Genomic DNA, 15,468 nt, shown 5'->3' on the forward strand with positions numbered 1-15,468 from the left:
AGCGGTCGACACCTGACCGAACCCTTTTCGCTCGTTCGTCACCTGTGTGTCACCAACAGTGCGAACAGCCGTCGCCGCCGTCCTCTTCGCCGCGATGCTCGTCCTCGCCGGATGTAGCGCCCCGGCCGCCGGGCCGACGACCGCCGAGTGGGCGTACCCCGACGACCCGCCGACCGACCGCCTCGGCTGGGAGGCCGGCTACTGGTACAACGAGAGCATCGCGGTCAACCAGAGCGACGGCCTCGACGCGGCCGAACGCGAGGCGCTCGTCGCGCGGACGATGGCTCGCGTCGAACGCATCAGGGGACTGGAGTTCCGCGAGTCCGTCTCCGTCGAAGTGATCAGTCGGGCCGAGTACCGCAACCGCTCGGTGTTCGGGCACGAGCGTTCTGCCGAGTACGAGGCGTGGCACGAACAGGTGTGGGAGGCACCGTTGCTCGTCGGCGAGGACCGCGCCGTGAGCGAGGAGTTCGACGCACTGTACGGCGGGGCGGTCGCGGGCTACTACTCGCCGTCCAGCGATCAAATCGTGATCGTCTCCGACGCCGACGAACCGCAGATACACCGCGCGACGCTCGCACACGAACTCGTCCACGCACTCCAAGACCAGCACTTCGGCTTCGCCGGGAGTCGCTACCGTGACCTCGGCTTGGCCCACCGTGGACTCACCGAGGGTGACGCCCGCTACGTCGAGATACTCTACGAGCGACGGTGTGCGGCCGGAGCCAACGAGACCACCGAGGACGGCGATCCCGGCTGGAACTGCGTTCCCCGCCCCGACCGCTCGGGCGGTAGCAGCGGCGGTGAACCGGTGAACAGTGGACTGTTCGCATACATCTATCAGCCGTACGCCGACGGCCCGGCGTTCGTCCACAACCTCCGCCAGCGCGGCGGGTGGGAGGCCGTGAACGCCGCATACGACCACCGCCCCCACTCGACCGAGCAGACCATACACCCCGACCGCTACCCCGACGAACAGGTGGCGTTCGTCGAGGTTCCCGACCGGACGAGCGACGGGTGGGAACGCTTCGAGGTGAACACGCCCACCGAGCGCCTCGGCGAGACGGGGCTGTTCGTGATGTTCTGGTACAACGACTACGCCGGCGACGGCTACCGGACGAGCGACGACCCCTTTTCGGCGTACAACTACACCGCTGCGCCCGCCGACGGCTGGGCGGGCGACCGCCTCGTTCCGTACCACAAGGGGACGGGCGAGGACGCCGAGTACGGCTACGTGTGGGCGATCAGATTCGACAGCGCCAGCGAGGCCGACGAGTTCGCCCGCGCGTACCGCACGATGCTCCAACTCAGACTCGGCGCACGCACCGTCGACGCACGGGCGGGCATCTACCGCATCCCCGACGGGCCGTTCGCAGACGCCTTCCGCGTCGACAGAGACGGCGACCGCGTCGTCATCACGAACGCGCCGACGGTCGACCAGTTGACCGACGTGCACGCACCGCCCGAGTGAGGCCGACGCGCTCTCCGTGCGACGACGGTTCTCCGAGTGCGTGACTTTTTGCGTCGCCCGGCCGAACGCCGTCTAATGACTTCCTCGCCTCGCAGCTTCGACATCGTCGGGGCCGACGCCATCCGTGACGGGTCGGCGACCGACGCCTACTTCGAGCGAACCGTCGAGACCCTCCGCCACGCCGACCGCAATCCCGAGGTCGTCGCAGAGGTGACTGCAGACCAGTTTCCAGACGGCTCGTTCGAACTCCTCGCGGGCGTGAAAGACGCCGCCGCACTCCTGTCGAGTCGCGACGTGACCGTCGACGCCCTGCCGGAGGGGACGTTGTTCGACGGCGGCCCGGTGATGCGAATCGAGGGGCGCTACCTCGACTTCGCGGAACTGGAGACGTCGCTGCTCGGCTTCCTCTCGCACGCGTCCGGCGTCGCGACGGCGGCGCTGGAGTGTCGTCGCGCCGCCCCCGACGCGAACCTCCTGTCGTTTGGGGCACGCCACGTCCACCCCTCCATCGCCGCGATGGTCGAACGCGGGGCGCTCGTCGCCGGTCTCGACGGCTTCTCGCACGTCGCCGCCGGCGAGGTGCTCGGCCGCGAGCCTTCGGGGACGATGCCGCACGCCCTCCTCCTCTGTTTCGGGCGCGGCAACCAAGAGGAAGCGTGGCGAGCGTTCGACGAGGCGGTGCCCGAGTCCGTCCCCCGAATCGCACTGTGTGACACCTTCTCCGACGAGAAAGACGAGGTGCTACGCGCCGTCGAGACGTTGGGCGACCGCCTCGACGGCGTGCGACTCGACACGACCGGGTCACGGCGCGGTGATTTCCGACATATCATCAAAGAGGTACAGTGGGAACTCGACGCCCGCGGCCACGGTGACGTGGACGTGTTCCTCTCGGGCGGCCTCGGTCCGACCGAACTGCGCCACCTCCGCGACGTCGCCGACGGCTTCGGCGTCGGCGGCTACATCTCCAACGCCGACCCCGTCGACTTCGCCCTCGACATCGTCGAGGTGGACGGCGAGGCGGTCGCCAAGCGCGGGAAACTCTCCGGCGTAAAAGAGGTGTACCGCACGCCCGACGGCGGCCACCACGTCGGCCTGCGCGGGCGCGACGGTCCCGAGGGCGGTCGGTCGCTGCTGCAGCCGTTGGTCCGCGACGGCGAGGTGGTTCGGGAGTTCGACCTCGACGACGCAACCGGACGTGCGCTGGCGGACGCGGCGGCGACGGAGTTCGGGGAGTAACTCGACCACGGGTCCGACGACCGGAACGAACCGGAACAACGCGCATCGAAGTCGGTCGCTGTCCACGAGCGAAGTGCGTCGCTGGCGGCGGAAGTTCGGAAGAAGCCGAGTCGGTCGGTGTCGTTACAGTTGTTCGATGGAGCCGCCGTCTTCGCGCTCTCGGAACACCTGCCCTTCGATGAGCGTCACCATCGTCTCCTCTTCTTGCCACGCCAGCGGCGAGAGGCCGGCCTTCCGGCAAACCCGCGAAAGGAACCGCTCTTTGCTCCAGTTGTTCTCGACGGGGATGGTCGGGTACAGCCAGCCGTGTTTGCCGTCGCGGTCGATGGCGACGCCGTGGCGGCCCAGTTCCAAGTCTTCGACTGGGTCGTTGGTGAGCGTGACGTTCGAGACGACGCAGGTTGAGATGAGAACGGAGTCGAGTTCTTTCGGTTCGAGTTCGGAGCCGCCGGAGTCTTTCGAGGCGGCCTTGATGGCCGCGTCGACGATGGCGTGGCCGAGTTGGTCTTTCCCCTTATACGACCCCGCACAGCCACGCATTCGCCCGCGCCCACGTGTCGACTGCAGACGGACGAACGCGCCCGTTCGTGCATAAAACGCATCGCGCATACTACCCGGCTGTTCTCGCTGGCCCTGGAGTACGAACGCCTCCACCGACTCCCGGGCGAGTTCGACCGCGCGTGCACCATCCTCGTATGAGATCCGCACGGTCTCCGCTTGGGACATACTCGTACTGAGGACTGTCCCGACTTGAAGCCTTCCCTCTTCGTGCGGTATATTCACACACTAACGCGGCACGAGCCTCGTGCCCCCCGTTCAGCGACCGCTCGCTCACGGGGGCACTCGTCCCCGAACTGTTTATCAGCGAGAGCCGTCTACCTCGAACCGGCAGAGGGAGCCCGACCCCCGTGTGCCCGAGGCGACGACGGCGCATGAGGAAAGTCCCCCCACTCCTGGACGGGCGACCGGGCGCAAGCCCGGAGTCGGAGACGACTGGCTCTGGAACAGCAACGAGACCCCCCGCCCCGACCGATGAGGTGCGGCAGACGACCGCTTCGGCGGTCGTCGCCGGCGTCCGTGGTGACACGGACGCGCGAACCGACCCGAGAGGGAAGGCAGCTAACCCACCGAGGGCCCCGCGGCACACGCCGCCGACGGGCGGGAACGGATGGAACGGCGAATCCTCGCCGGTGCAAGCCCGCGTCGACGGGCGGCCGCCGTGGCCGCCCCGATGGTAGTCCGGGTCCCCGCACGGTTCGCCGTGCGACGACGGGAGACTCCCGAAACGACGCGGACGCTCAGCCGAATGTCGGGCCGAACAGAAGGGGGCTTACTCCCCTCAGCCGCTACCCTCGCTAGCGGCCGCACTGGGTCGTGTCGCCCGAACACATCGCTGTGGATTCGAGCCGCGTAGATTCACGTTTCTCCAGAGTAGGACGGTGCAACTGTGTCTGACGCCGGTCGTGCGAACGTCTGACACACAGCCGGCTAACTAAAAGGGATGGAGGTCCTACTGGGGGTGTGGACAGCAGAGAACTCACGGCGGCCCTCGAGCGCGAGTTCGGGGGTACCGAGGCGGCACGCCGCACCGTCGCTCGGCAGGCACGGGACCTCGCTGATTCCGGGAAGATCGACGCCGACCGCGGCCACGAACTCACGATCGCGGACGTCATCGAGAACCTGGACGACGCGCCCGACGACCGCACCCTCGTCGAGCGATGGAACTGGTGGCTCGGCTCACTCGAGACCGCCTACGGCGGCTACGAACGGTTCACGGTCCGGTTCGTCGACGACGGCCCGGACGTAAACGCGTAGCCGCGCGTCTCGGCCGCGTCCCCGCTTCACGCCCCCCTCCGCGCACCGGTTCCCAGCGCTCCGATCGCCCACCACGGCACCACACGGTCGATAGCCGACGGCTCGGTCGCCGAGCATCGAGACCAGAGAGGGCCGACTCCCGAATCCTTTTCGTCCGCGCTGACGCGGGACTGTGTATGGACATCGAACCCGGCGAGTACGCGCCAGTTCCCGGCTGTACGGATCTTTACTGCGTCGACACCGGGATGTACGGCACCGTGAACTACGGGGCGGTGTACCTCCTCGACGCCGAGCGTCCGGCGGTCATCGACACCGGCATCGGTAACAATCGCGAGTACGTCTTCGACGCTCTCGACGACCTTGGGATGCGTCCAGCGTTCATCCTCCCCACGCACGTCCACCTCGACCACGCTGGCGGCGCGGGCTTTCTCGCCGAACGGTACCCCGACGCGACGGTGATGATCCACGAGTCGGGCCGGGAACACCTCGTCGACCCGACGCGCCTCGTCGAGGGGACGAGAGCCGCCGTCGGCAACCAGTGGCGCTTCTACGTCGACCCGAAGCCGATCCCTGAAGAACGAATCGAGGCGTTGTCGGGCGGCGAGACGATCGATCTGGGCGACCGCGACCTCGACGTGCATCACGCGCCGGGCCACGCCCCCCATCAGGTCATCTTCCACGACCGCGGCGACGACGTGGTGTTCACCGCAGACGCGGCGGGCATCTACATCCCCCAACTCGACGAAATTGCACAAACGTCGCCGCCGTCGCGGTTCGACCTCCACGGCTGTCAGGCCGACGCCGACACCATCCGCGACCTGGACCCGCGATACCTCTGTTTCGGTCATTTCGGCCCCCGCGAGTTCGACGACGAGATGCTCGCGGAGTACAAGCGAACGCTCTCGGAGTGGGTTGAGGCTGTCCGGCAAAAACGCGAGGAACTCGGCGACGACGAGGCCGTCCTCGACCACTTCGCCGAACACGCGCCCGAAGACCACGTCGAGGTGTGGGGCGAGGAGAAGGCCCGTGAGGAAGAACGCCTGAACGCGCGCGGCGTCCTCGGCTACCTCGACTATATGGAGAAACAGGGGAAGACGATCTGAACAACCAGGGCGACGCCCCGAGAAACCCGAGACAACGGGGGTCGAGTGGGGACCGACTTATTAGGGGTGGCCCGACAGGAAGGGCTATGGACTGGCGGCAGGCCGAACGCGAGTACGACCCGGGTGTGACCCGGGACTCGCTGGCGGCGACCTTCGACGCGAGTGCCCGTGAGCACGCCGACCGAGTCGCACAGCGATACAAAGGCGGGGTGTACGACCGCTCGCTGGTGTCGGCGGGCGTCATCGACGCCGCACCGACCGGCGACTACGCGGACCTGACGTACGCCGAGATGCGCGACATCGTCCGTCGCCTCTCGGCTGGCTTCCGCGAACTGGGCGTCGCGCCCGGCGACCGCGTCGGCATCTTCGCGGACACGCGGATGGAGTGGGCTCACAGCGACTTCGCCATCCTCGGCGCGGGAGCGGTCGTCACGACCGTCTACACCTCCTCGTCGACCGGGCAGGTGCGGCACCTCCTCGACGACCCCGGTGCGTCCGGCGTCGTCGTCGAGAACCGTGACCTCCTCGACCGCGTCCTCGCCGTCGAAGACGACCTCGAGTTGGAGTTCATCGTCCTCATGGACGGCGGTGAACACGACCGCGACGACGTGTACACGCTCGGGGAACTCCACGACATCGGGGCCGAGGTCGACCCCGGCGATGGCTGGGTCATCGACCGCGACCTCGACGACCTCGCGAGTCTCATCTACACCTCCGGCACGACCGGCCAACCGAAGGGTGCAGAACTCACCCACCGCAACTTCCTCGCGAACGTCGACCAGTGCGTGCGACGGTTCGGTGACCGGCCCGACAAACCCGACGACGTACCGGTCGTCGACGAGACGACGACGACGCTGTCGTTCCTCCCACTGGCGCACGTGTTCGAGCGACTCGGCGGCCACTTCATGATGTTTGCCGTCGGTGCGGCCGTCTCGTACGCCGAATCGCCCGACACGCTCCGCGACGACTTCGGTCTCGTCCGTCCGTCGACGGCGACGAGCGTCCCCCGCGTCTACGAGAAACTGTACGCCGCGATCCGCGAGCAAGCGTCGGAGTCGCCCGTCAAACAGCGTATCTTCAACTGGGCCACCGACGTCGGCCGCGAACACCACCGCGCCGACGACCCCGGGTTCTCGTTGCGGACCCGCTACGCGCTGGCGGACAAACTCGTCTTCTCGACGGTGAAAGAGGCGCTCGGCGGCAACATCGACTTCTTCATCTCCGGCGGCGGGTCGCTGTCGGCGGATCTGTGTGAACTGTACCACGGGATGGGACTGCCCATCCTCGAGGGGTACGGCCTCACGGAGACGTCGCCGGTCGTCACCGTGAATCCGCCCGAGAACCCGCAGGTTGGCACTATCGGCCTCCCGGTGTACGACGTGAACGTGCGCGTCGACGACGCCGTCGGCGGTATCGAGGGCGGTGAGGTGGGCGAACTCCTCGTGCGTGGGCCGCAGGTGTTCCGTGGCTACCGCAACCTCCCGGAGGAGACCGAAGCCGCGTTCACCGAGATAGACGGCGAGAAGTGGTTCCGAACCGGCGACGTGGTCGAGATTCGCGACGACGACTACATCCAGTTCCGCGAACGCGCCAAGCAACTGATGAAACTCTCGACGGGCAAGTACGTCCCGCCGGGTGCCATCGAGGACGCGTTCGTCTCCTCGGAGTACGTCGAACAGGCGATGGTCGTCGGCGACGCCAAGAAGTTCGTCTCTGCGCTCATCGTCCCGCACTTCCCGACCGTTCGCGAGTGGGCCGCTTCGGAGGGGTACGACCTGCCCGACGACCCCGCGGCCGTCTGCCGCGACGACCGCGTTCGGGAACTGATCGACGAGGAGGTCGACCGCGTGAACGACCGCTTCGAGTCCCACGAGACGATCAAGCGGTTCAGACTGGTTCCCGAGGAGTTCTCGGAGGACAACGACCTGCTCACGCCGACGATGAAGAAGAAGCGGCGCAACATCCTCGACCGCTACGCCGACGAAATCGGCGACATGTACGCCGAGGCGTGAACGGCGGCCGCCGCTTGTCGCGCCGGGGTAAGCGTTGACCACCGCGGCGTCTCCGTCTGCAGTAGTCGCCTTTTTCCGGGTCCACCCACAGCGAGTGGTATGGAGGTGAGGTGATGGCGGCTGGTGCCGCCCAACTGATCGCGCTCGTCGCCGTCATCATCGCAGTCGGTGTCACGGCACAGGTGCTCTCGGATCGGTTCCAACTCCCGAGTATCATCTTCCTCATCAGCGCCGGCATCCTGCTGGGACCGGAGGGACTGGGCTTCATCACGCAGGAGACGTTCGGACTGACCGGTCTGTCGGCCATCGTCGGCCTGTCGGTCGCGATCATCGTCTTCGAGGGAGCGTTCCATCTCCGGGTGGACAAACTCCGCGAGGCGCCGGCGGCCACGCTGCGACTCGTCACGCTCGGGGCAGCCATCGCGTTCGTCGCGACGACCGCGGTCGTTCGGTTCGCGCTCGGCGTCGAGTGGCTCGTCGCCGGACTCATCGGCGCGTTGCTCGTCGCGACGGGGCCGACCGTCATCGCACCCATCCTCGAGGTGGTGCCGGTGCGCGACCGCGTCGCGACCGCCCTCGACACCGAAGGGATCGTCAACGACGTGACGGCGGCCATCCTCGCGGTCGTCCTCTTCGAGGCCATCGTCACGGAGACGACCGCCCCCGGGGAACTGGTCGCGCTGTTCGCCACACGCCTCGGCGTCGGCGTCGTCGTCGGCGCACTCGTCGCTGGCATCGTCTACTACGCCCTCCGGTACATCGACCTCTCGCCGGGGAACGCGCCGCAGAACGCACGCCTGTTGGTGCTGGCGGGGGCGCTGATCGCGTACGGCGGGGCGAACTACGTCCGCACCGAAGCCGGCGTCGCCGCCGTCGCGGTGGCTGGCATCCTCCTGGGGAACGCGGACGTCCCCTACGAGGAAGAGATAACGGACTTCAAAGGCGACGTCACGCTGGTCGTCCTGTCGTTCGTGTTCATCGCGCTGGCGGCGCTGTTGCGGTTCGACAACTTGGTCCAACTGGGACTGGGCGGCCTCGTCGTCGTCGCGGCGGTGATGTTCGTCATCCGCCCCGCGCTGGTGTTGCTGTCGACCGTCGGCGACCGCTTCGAGTGGAACGAACGCGTGTTTATGTCGTTCGTCGGCCCGCGCGGGATCATCCCGGCGTCGGTCGCGACGCTGTTCGCCGTCGAACTCGCGAACGAGGGGATGACCGCGGCGGCGAACACACTCGTCGGCACCGTCTTCCTCGTCATCTTGGCGACCGTGGTGCTGGAGGGTGGCTTCGCCAGGCAGATCGCCGAGAAACTGGACGTGATACCTATGAGAGTACTCATCATTGGAGGCGGGAAGGTGGGCCGAGCGCTCGCCGAACGCCTCGAGGACCGCGGCGAGAACGTGGTCCTCATCGAGAACGACGACGAGGTGGTAGAGATCGCACGCAACGCTGGCCACACGGTCCACATCGGCGACGGAACCGACACGGACGTGCTTCGGTCGGCCGGTGCCGAGAACGCCCGAATCGTCGTGGCCGCCACCGGCGACGACGACGCGAACCTGCTGGTGGCACAGTTGGCCGAATCGAAGTTCTCCCCCGAGACCATCCTCGCACGGGCGAACAACCCGGACAACGTCGACGCCTTCGAGGAACTCGGCGTCCGAACCGTCTCCTCGGTGCTGGCGACGGCACAGGCCATCGACAACTACATCGAACGGCCGGCGCTGGCCAACTGGATGGGTGAGATCGGTCGCTCCGGCGACGTGCAAGAGATCGAGGTCACGTCCGAGGAGATGGCCGGCGTCACCGTCCGTGAGATCGGCCCGGAACTGCCCGGTGGCAGCCTCATCGCCGTCGTCGCCCGCGATGGCGAGACGCAGGTGCCCGACGCCGACTTCACCCTGCAGGTGGGCGACCGCGTCACGATCATCGGTAACCGCGACGACGTGCGGACGGCGATGCGACAGTTCAACCCGAACTGACGCGACCGCCGCTGTCACCGTCGTCGTTCGCTCGCGTCCGTCGCCGCGTTCTCGATTTCCCTGCCGTTCGGTCCCGGATTCCGTCGAGTCGCCGCTTAGAGGTTCGACTGGCCGAGGCCGCCCTCCACGGGGATGGCCGTGCCGTTGATGTACCCCGACGCCGGCGACGAGAGGAACGCGACGGTGTTGCCCAACTCCATCGGGTCGCCGATCCGGCCCAGCGGATTCGACGCCCCGCGGGCGGCCAGTCCCGCCTCGTAAGAGTCGTACTCGCCGCGTTCGACCCCGGCCTCGATGAGGTTCTCGATGCGACTCGTCTCGTGGGGGCCGGGGAGGACGGCGTTCGTCCGCACCTCCGGCGCGAGTTCTCGCGAGAGCGTCTTCGTCAGGCCGATGACGGCCATCCGCACGGAGTTCGATAGCACCAGCGAGTCGATTGCCTCCTTCACGCTCCGGGAGGTGACGGCGACGTACGTGCCGCCGCCGTCGGCCCGAAGGGGGTCGGCGGCCGCTCGGACCGTCCGCACGACGCTCATCACCAGCAAGTCGTAGGCGTCGTACCACTCTTGGTCGGTCGTCTCCAAGAACGGACCACTCGGCGGCCCGCCGGCACTGGTGACGAGGTGGTCGAGTCCGCCGAACTCGTCGACGGTTCGCTCGACCAGCGCCGTCACGTCGTCGGGGTCGGTGAGGTCGCCCGCCTGTCCGACCACTTCCCCGTCGCCGGCGGCGTCGACCCGTTCGACGGCTTCGGCGAGGCGGTCCTCGTCGCGTCCGTTGATCACGACGTTCACGCCTTCTTTCACGAGCGCCGTCGCCGACGCCTCGCCGAGGCCGCTACTCGACGCCGTTACGAGCGCCGTGTTTCCCGCGATCTGGTAGTCCATGCGGGCCGGGACGCGATGGCCGCGCAAAAGTCTGTGTACGGTTTTCACGTCGCTGTGGCTGGACGTGACTGACAACTACTCGTGGGTAGTCTGGACGACGTTCGGTAGTCGATAGACTCCTTACCGACTCAAAGTGGACCTGGTAATGTCCATTATACTACCCGACGCCGCCGGCCTCTTGGTGTATGGCACCGAAGCGCACGGTAGATCGGAGAACCCTCCTGAAACTCGCTGGTGTCGGAGCAGCGACGACACTCGCTGGCTGTGCCGGCGGCGGAAACGGCAACGGTGGCGGCACGACAGGTGGTGGTGGTGGCGGCGGCGGTGGCGGCGGAAACGGCGGCGAGATGTCGTTCGTCGAGGCGTCGGAGGCGCTTGGTCTCGCCGACAACTGGGAGGCACGCCGCATCGGCGCGGCCGACAACTGGCCGATCGAGCAACGACGACAGGTTCCGGACCGGCAAAGCGACACGACCTGGACGAACAGCGGGGCGTTCCAGAGCGCCGTCGAGAACGACGTGTGGGCCCCGCCGGACGGCTGGGACGACACCGCCGCCGGCGACGTCGACACGCTCCAGATCCTCAACCACGGCGCGGCGAACATGGAGTTCGACCCCGCGACGCTGGCGGCCCACGAGATGTTCACGGAAAAAACGGGCATCGAACTGGACGTCATCGAAATCGGGGTCGACCAGGCGAACACGCGCGAACAGCAGTTCCTCTCCTCGGAGGAACCGATGCCTCACGCGTTCAACGTGGACGGCATCCTCGTACCGGTGTTCGTCGAACAGGGCTACCTCGAAGTGACGGATGCGCTGTATCCCGAGGGTGGCTACGAACCGTACATCCCGGCACTCCAGAGTCTCGTCGAGTGGGACATCGGCCCCGTGATGCAGGGCACGCACACGTACGGCTACCCGAACATCGGCGAGGCGAGTATGGGGCACCTCCGCCCGGACCTCGTCGAAGAACAGGGGATCGACCCAGAGCGATTCCAAGGCGAGTGGACGTGGGACCTGCTGGAGGAACTGGGCGAGGCGTTCGCGGGCACCGACGTGAACGCGTTCGCGTACTACGCGGGCACCTCGACGTACCTCGCGTACTCGTTCCGCGAACTGCTGTTCCAGCAGGGCGGGCGGATGGTGCAAGACGACGGAACGGTCGTAATGAACTCGCCGGAAGCAGTGCGTGTCATCCAGAAGATGAAAGAGTGGCGCGACAAGGGGTACGTCCCCAGCGACGTCATCGCCTACGGTGAGGGTGACATCGTCGACCTGTACGCCTCCGGCCAACTCGCGTACACGACGGCGTTCTCCGACTTCATCCCGCGACTGCTGCAAGAGTTCGAGGCCGGCACGCAGTACCAGGTCGTCGTCCCGCCGGCGGCGAACGAGGGTCCCGCGCCGACGCAGGCGGGTCTCGTCGCGCCGAACACGACGAGTATCAACCGGTTCTCCGACACCGGCCACAAACTCGCCGCGATGCTGTACGGCGACCTCAAACTCAGCTACTACACGCAGTGGCTGGAGTTCACCTACGAGGGGAACATCTCGTACATGGACCAGGTGTACACCGACTCCGCGGAGAACGACTTCGTCACCTTCGGCGACGTGATCGGCGAGGCCATCAACAACGGCGTCCTCGAATTGTTCCCGCAGATGGCATCGGTGTTCCAGCAGATGCTCTCCCCGGTCCAGCGGGCGATTCAGGGCTCGATCACCCCGCAGGCGGCGATGGACCAAGTGCAAGACTTCGTCGACTCCGAGATCAACAACTGATGATCTCTCGCTCGACACGGGTCCACCATGGCGTTTGAGGGGTACGACGGCGAGGCCGGTCCCCACGGCGGCGGCGTCACCGGCTTCATCTCCGACTGGGTGAACGACCACATCCGAACGGTGCTGCTGGGTCCGTCACTGGTGGCGCTGTTCGTCGTGTTCATCTACCCGGCGGTGATGCTGCTGTGGCTGTCGCTGCTGAACACCCGCGGGTTCGGCGAGACGTTCGAACCGGCGTACAACTACGAGCGCATCTTCACCGACCCGACGTTCTGGAACGCCGTCGAGAACACGCTCGTGTACTCGTTCGGGTCGCTGTTCGTCTCGGTGGGCGCGGGACTCGTCATCGCGCTAGCGCTCAACAAACTCGTTGCCAACCGCCTCAGGAACACCTACACCACACTCATCCTGCTGTCGTGGGCGGTCCCGCTGTCCATCGTCGGCGTCACCTGGCGGTGGATGTTCAACGGTCAACTCGGCGTGGTGAACCGCGTCCTCATCGACCTGGGGCTCCTGTCGAGTGGCTTCTCGTGGCTCACCTCCGCCTCGACGGCGATGGGAGTAATCATCCTCGCGGACTCGTGGTCGCGCATCCCGTTCGCGGCTATCGTCCTGCTGGCGGGGTTGCAGTCGATCCCACAGGAGATGTACGACGCCGCAAAGGTCGACGGCGCGACGTCGCTGCAGACGTTCCGCAACGTCACGCTGCCGTACCTCAGGCCGTCGTTCTTCGTCGCAGGGCTGATCACGTGGATGTTCGCGTTCCGCGCGTTCGCCATCCCGTTTTCGACGACGGGCGGCGGCCCCGGCGGGGCGACCGAGACGCTCGCCATCTACATCCACCGGTTCGGGATCCAGTTGCTCGACTACGGCTTCGCGTCCGCGGTGTCCGTCTTCCTCGTCTCCGTGACGCTGGTAGTGGCCGCCGGATACGTGTACTTCATCCTCGAACGCATCGAGGAGATCGAGGTCTGACATGGCGGGCGCAGACTTCACTGACGAGCGATATCGGCGACGCCAACGCGTCTGGGACGTGTTCGAGAGCCCCGCCGTCGTCCACCTCGTGTTGTTCGTCGCGGTGTTGTTCATCATCCTGCCGCTGGTGTGGATGCTCCTCACCTCGCTGAAGACGCGACAGGGCGTCCTCACCCCAGCGTACCTCCCACTTGAACCGACGCTGGACGCGTACTCGCGGGCGCTGATCGACCGCGGCTTCTGGCGGGCGGTCGTCAACAGCGTCCTCGTCGCGTCGGCGTCGACGATCATCGTGATGGTGCTGGGAACGCCCGCCGGCTACGTCTTCAGCCGGTTCCGCTTCCCGTTCGACAACGCCGTCTTCGTGTTCGTGCTGTTCACTCGCCTGTTCCCACCGATCGGGTTGGTGACGCCGTACTACCGGATCGTCTCGACGTTCGGCCTACTCAACACGAAGACGGGCATCGTCATCGCGAACGTCTACCTCTGGTTACCGCTGGTCATCTACATTATGCGCAACTTCTTCATCACCATCCCGACGGCGCTCGACGAGGCGGCCCGCGTCGACGGCTGTACGAAGGTACAGGCGTTCCGCCACGTCGTCTTCCCGGTCGTGTTGCCTGGGTTCGCAGCAGGGACGATCCTCACGTTCCTCTACTCGTGGCGTGAGTTCCTGTTCGCGTTCACCGTCAGCACCGACCTCCAGTCGATGACCATCCCCGTCGCGACGTTCCTGTTCGTCGGCGACGCAGGCATCGACTGGGGGGCGATGGCCGCCGCGGCCGTCGTCTCCGTCATCCCGTCGGCGCTGGTGGTGATCTTCTTCAATCGCTACATCGTCGTCGGCCTGACCGGGGGGATGAAGGGATGACTAGCGTCGTCCCCCCGACCGCGGCCGCGCCGACCGCCGACGCAGACCACACTACCCACGAGACTCCACCATGAGTGACACGAGCAGCGACCAGACGACCGAACAGCGCCCCGCCGACGCGGCCGACCCGAGCGCCGACGAGCGCCGGGTGAGTCTCCGCCTCGACGGTGTAACGAAAGAGTTCACCGAGGACGACGGCGGCACGGTCGTCGCCGTCGACGACGTGAGTCTCGACGTGTACGACGGCGAGTTCATCGTTCTCGTCGGTCCCTCCGGGTGCGGCAAGACGACCACCCTGCGGACGGTCGCGGGACTCGAACAGCCGACCCGCGGCCGGATAATCATCGGCGGTGAGGACGTCTCCGGACAGGAACCGCGCGAACGCGACGTGGCGATGGTGTTCCAGAACTACGCGCTGTACCCACACAAGACCGTCCGCGACAACATCGCGTTCCCACTGCAGATTCGGAAGTTCCCGAAAGACGAGATCAAGTCACGGGTGCAAGACACCGCGACGATGCTCGGCATCGGCGACCTCCTCGACCGACACCCCTCCGATCTGTCTGGTGGGCAACAACAACGCGTCGCACTGGGCCGCGCTATCGTCCGCGACCCGGAACTGTTCTTGTTCGACGAACCGCTGTCGAACCTCGACGCGAAACTCCGGATCCAGATGCGGACGGAACTGAATCGCCTGCACGCCCGCGTCGGCAAGACGTCGCTGTACGTCACCCACGACCAGGCGGAGGCGATGACGCTGTCGGACCGCGTCGTCGTGATGAACGACGGCGAGATACAGCAGGTCGCCCCGCCCGAGGAGGTGTACGCGAGGCCGGCGAACCGCTTCGTCGCGGGATTCATCGGCGAACCGCCGATGAACTTCTTCGACGTCGCCCTCGAACGGCGCGACGGCGAAACCGTCGCCGTCAGCGACGGCTTCGAACTCTCGCTCCCCGACTCTGTCTCGGTGCCGCCGGACGCCGGCACCGAGTTCGAACTCGGGGTCCGCCCGGAAGACTTCGAGGACGCCTCGCTGGTCACCGACCCCGACCCCGAGCGGGTGATGGAGGTCCACGTCGGCGTCGTCGAACCGATGGGACCGCACAAGGATCTGGCGGTCCGGCCTGTCGGCCGCGAGGACGACCCCGAGTCGGAGTTCACCGCCCGCGTCTCCAACGCCACGACCGCGACCGAGGGCGAGCGTATCCGCCTCGTCGTCGACACCAGCAACGCCCACCTCTTCGACCGCGCCACCGGCGAGAACCGCTCGCTGTGACCCGACCTATGACTCCACGACTTTCGACCCGACGGCGACGAACCGAGCGACGAACGACTGCGTGG

The 15,468-nt window shown here is 66.7% G+C and carries 12 protein-coding genes and 1 other RNA gene; 11 read left to right on the top strand and 2 right to left on the bottom strand.

Translation table 11 applies throughout. The annotated features are described in order from the left end of the window. Positions 1–58: 58 nt before the first annotated feature. Positions 59–1,471, top strand: coding sequence for an Hvo_1808 family surface protein (locus P0D77_RS03510; RefSeq protein WP_277554798.1), 1,413 nt, complete (start codon positions 59–61; stop codon positions 1,469–1,471). A gap of 75 nt (positions 1,472–1,546) precedes the next feature. Next, positions 1,547–2,707 carry a nicotinate phosphoribosyltransferase gene (locus P0D77_RS03515; protein ID WP_277554800.1) on the top strand — a complete coding sequence of 387 codons (1,161 nt, stop codon included), beginning with the start codon at positions 1,547–1,549 and terminating at the stop codon, positions 2,705–2,707. Between the two features lie 123 nt (positions 2,708–2,830). On the opposite strand, the gene P0D77_RS03520 is transcribed toward P0D77_RS03515, so the two are convergent. Beyond that, the gene (locus P0D77_RS03520; RefSeq protein ID WP_277554801.1) at positions 2,831–3,433 is read right to left on the bottom strand and encodes a TIGR00296 family protein; all 603 of its coding nucleotides are present in this window, start codon (positions 3,431–3,433) and stop codon (positions 2,831–2,833) included. A 161-nt stretch (positions 3,434–3,594) separates the two neighbouring features. On the opposite strand from P0D77_RS03520, the gene rnpB reads away from it, so the two are divergent. The 5 genes from rnpB to P0D77_RS03545 all read left to right on the top strand — a co-directional run bounded on the left by rnpB (position 3,595) and on the right by P0D77_RS03545 (position 9,616). After that, an RNA gene (gene rnpB / locus P0D77_RS03525) (RNase P RNA component) lies at positions 3,595–4,052 on the top strand. 176 nt (positions 4,053–4,228) lie between these two features. Then, a complete protein-coding gene (locus P0D77_RS03530; protein ID WP_277554802.1) occupies positions 4,229–4,522 on the top strand; it encodes a WNWW family protein in 294 nt (97 codons plus the stop codon). A 176-nt stretch (positions 4,523–4,698) separates the two neighbouring features. Next, on the top strand, positions 4,699–5,625 hold the full coding sequence (locus P0D77_RS03535; protein ID WP_432764821.1) for an MBL fold metallo-hydrolase: 927 nt from the start codon (positions 4,699–4,701) through the stop codon (positions 5,623–5,625). 86 nt (positions 5,626–5,711) lie between these two features. Then, positions 5,712–7,637 (top strand): AMP-dependent synthetase/ligase, encoded by a 1,926-nt coding sequence (locus tag P0D77_RS03540; protein WP_277554803.1) that lies wholly within the window; start codon positions 5,712–5,714, stop codon positions 7,635–7,637. Between the two features lie 110 nt (positions 7,638–7,747). After that, positions 7,748–9,616: a cation:proton antiporter domain-containing protein gene (locus P0D77_RS03545; RefSeq protein ID WP_277554804.1), complete on the top strand. Its 1,869-nt coding sequence runs from the start codon at positions 7,748–7,750 to the stop codon at positions 9,614–9,616. Positions 9,617–9,711: 95 nt separating this feature from the next. Here the strand turns inward: P0D77_RS03545 and P0D77_RS03550 are convergent, their stop codons facing one another. Further along, positions 9,712–10,503, bottom strand: coding sequence for an SDR family oxidoreductase (locus tag P0D77_RS03550; protein WP_277554805.1), 792 nt, complete (start codon positions 10,501–10,503; stop codon positions 9,712–9,714). Between the two features lie 185 nt (positions 10,504–10,688). On the opposite strand from P0D77_RS03550, the gene P0D77_RS03555 reads away from it, so the two are divergent. From P0D77_RS03555 to P0D77_RS03570, 4 genes are all read left to right on the top strand, one after another. Then, positions 10,689–12,281, top strand: coding sequence for a substrate-binding domain-containing protein (locus P0D77_RS03555; RefSeq protein WP_277554806.1), 1,593 nt, complete (start codon positions 10,689–10,691; stop codon positions 12,279–12,281). A gap of 27 nt (positions 12,282–12,308) precedes the next feature. Then, positions 12,309–13,256 (top strand): carbohydrate ABC transporter permease, encoded by a 948-nt coding sequence (locus P0D77_RS03560; protein WP_277554808.1) that lies wholly within the window; start codon positions 12,309–12,311, stop codon positions 13,254–13,256. 1 nt (position 13,257) lies between these two features. Then, positions 13,258–14,127, top strand: coding sequence for a carbohydrate ABC transporter permease (locus tag P0D77_RS03565; RefSeq protein ID WP_277554809.1), 870 nt, complete (start codon positions 13,258–13,260; stop codon positions 14,125–14,127). Between the two features lie 70 nt (positions 14,128–14,197). Continuing rightward, the gene (locus tag P0D77_RS03570) at positions 14,198–15,403 is read left to right on the top strand and encodes an ABC transporter ATP-binding protein (RefSeq protein WP_277554810.1); all 1,206 of its coding nucleotides are present in this window, start codon (positions 14,198–14,200) and stop codon (positions 15,401–15,403) included. The last annotated feature ends 65 nt before the right edge of the window (positions 15,404–15,468 follow it).

This window comes from Halobaculum limi (assembly GCF_029490015.1).
In the GTDB taxonomy this organism is placed as follows: Archaea; Halobacteriota; Halobacteria; order Halobacteriales; family Haloferacaceae; genus Halobaculum; species Halobaculum limi.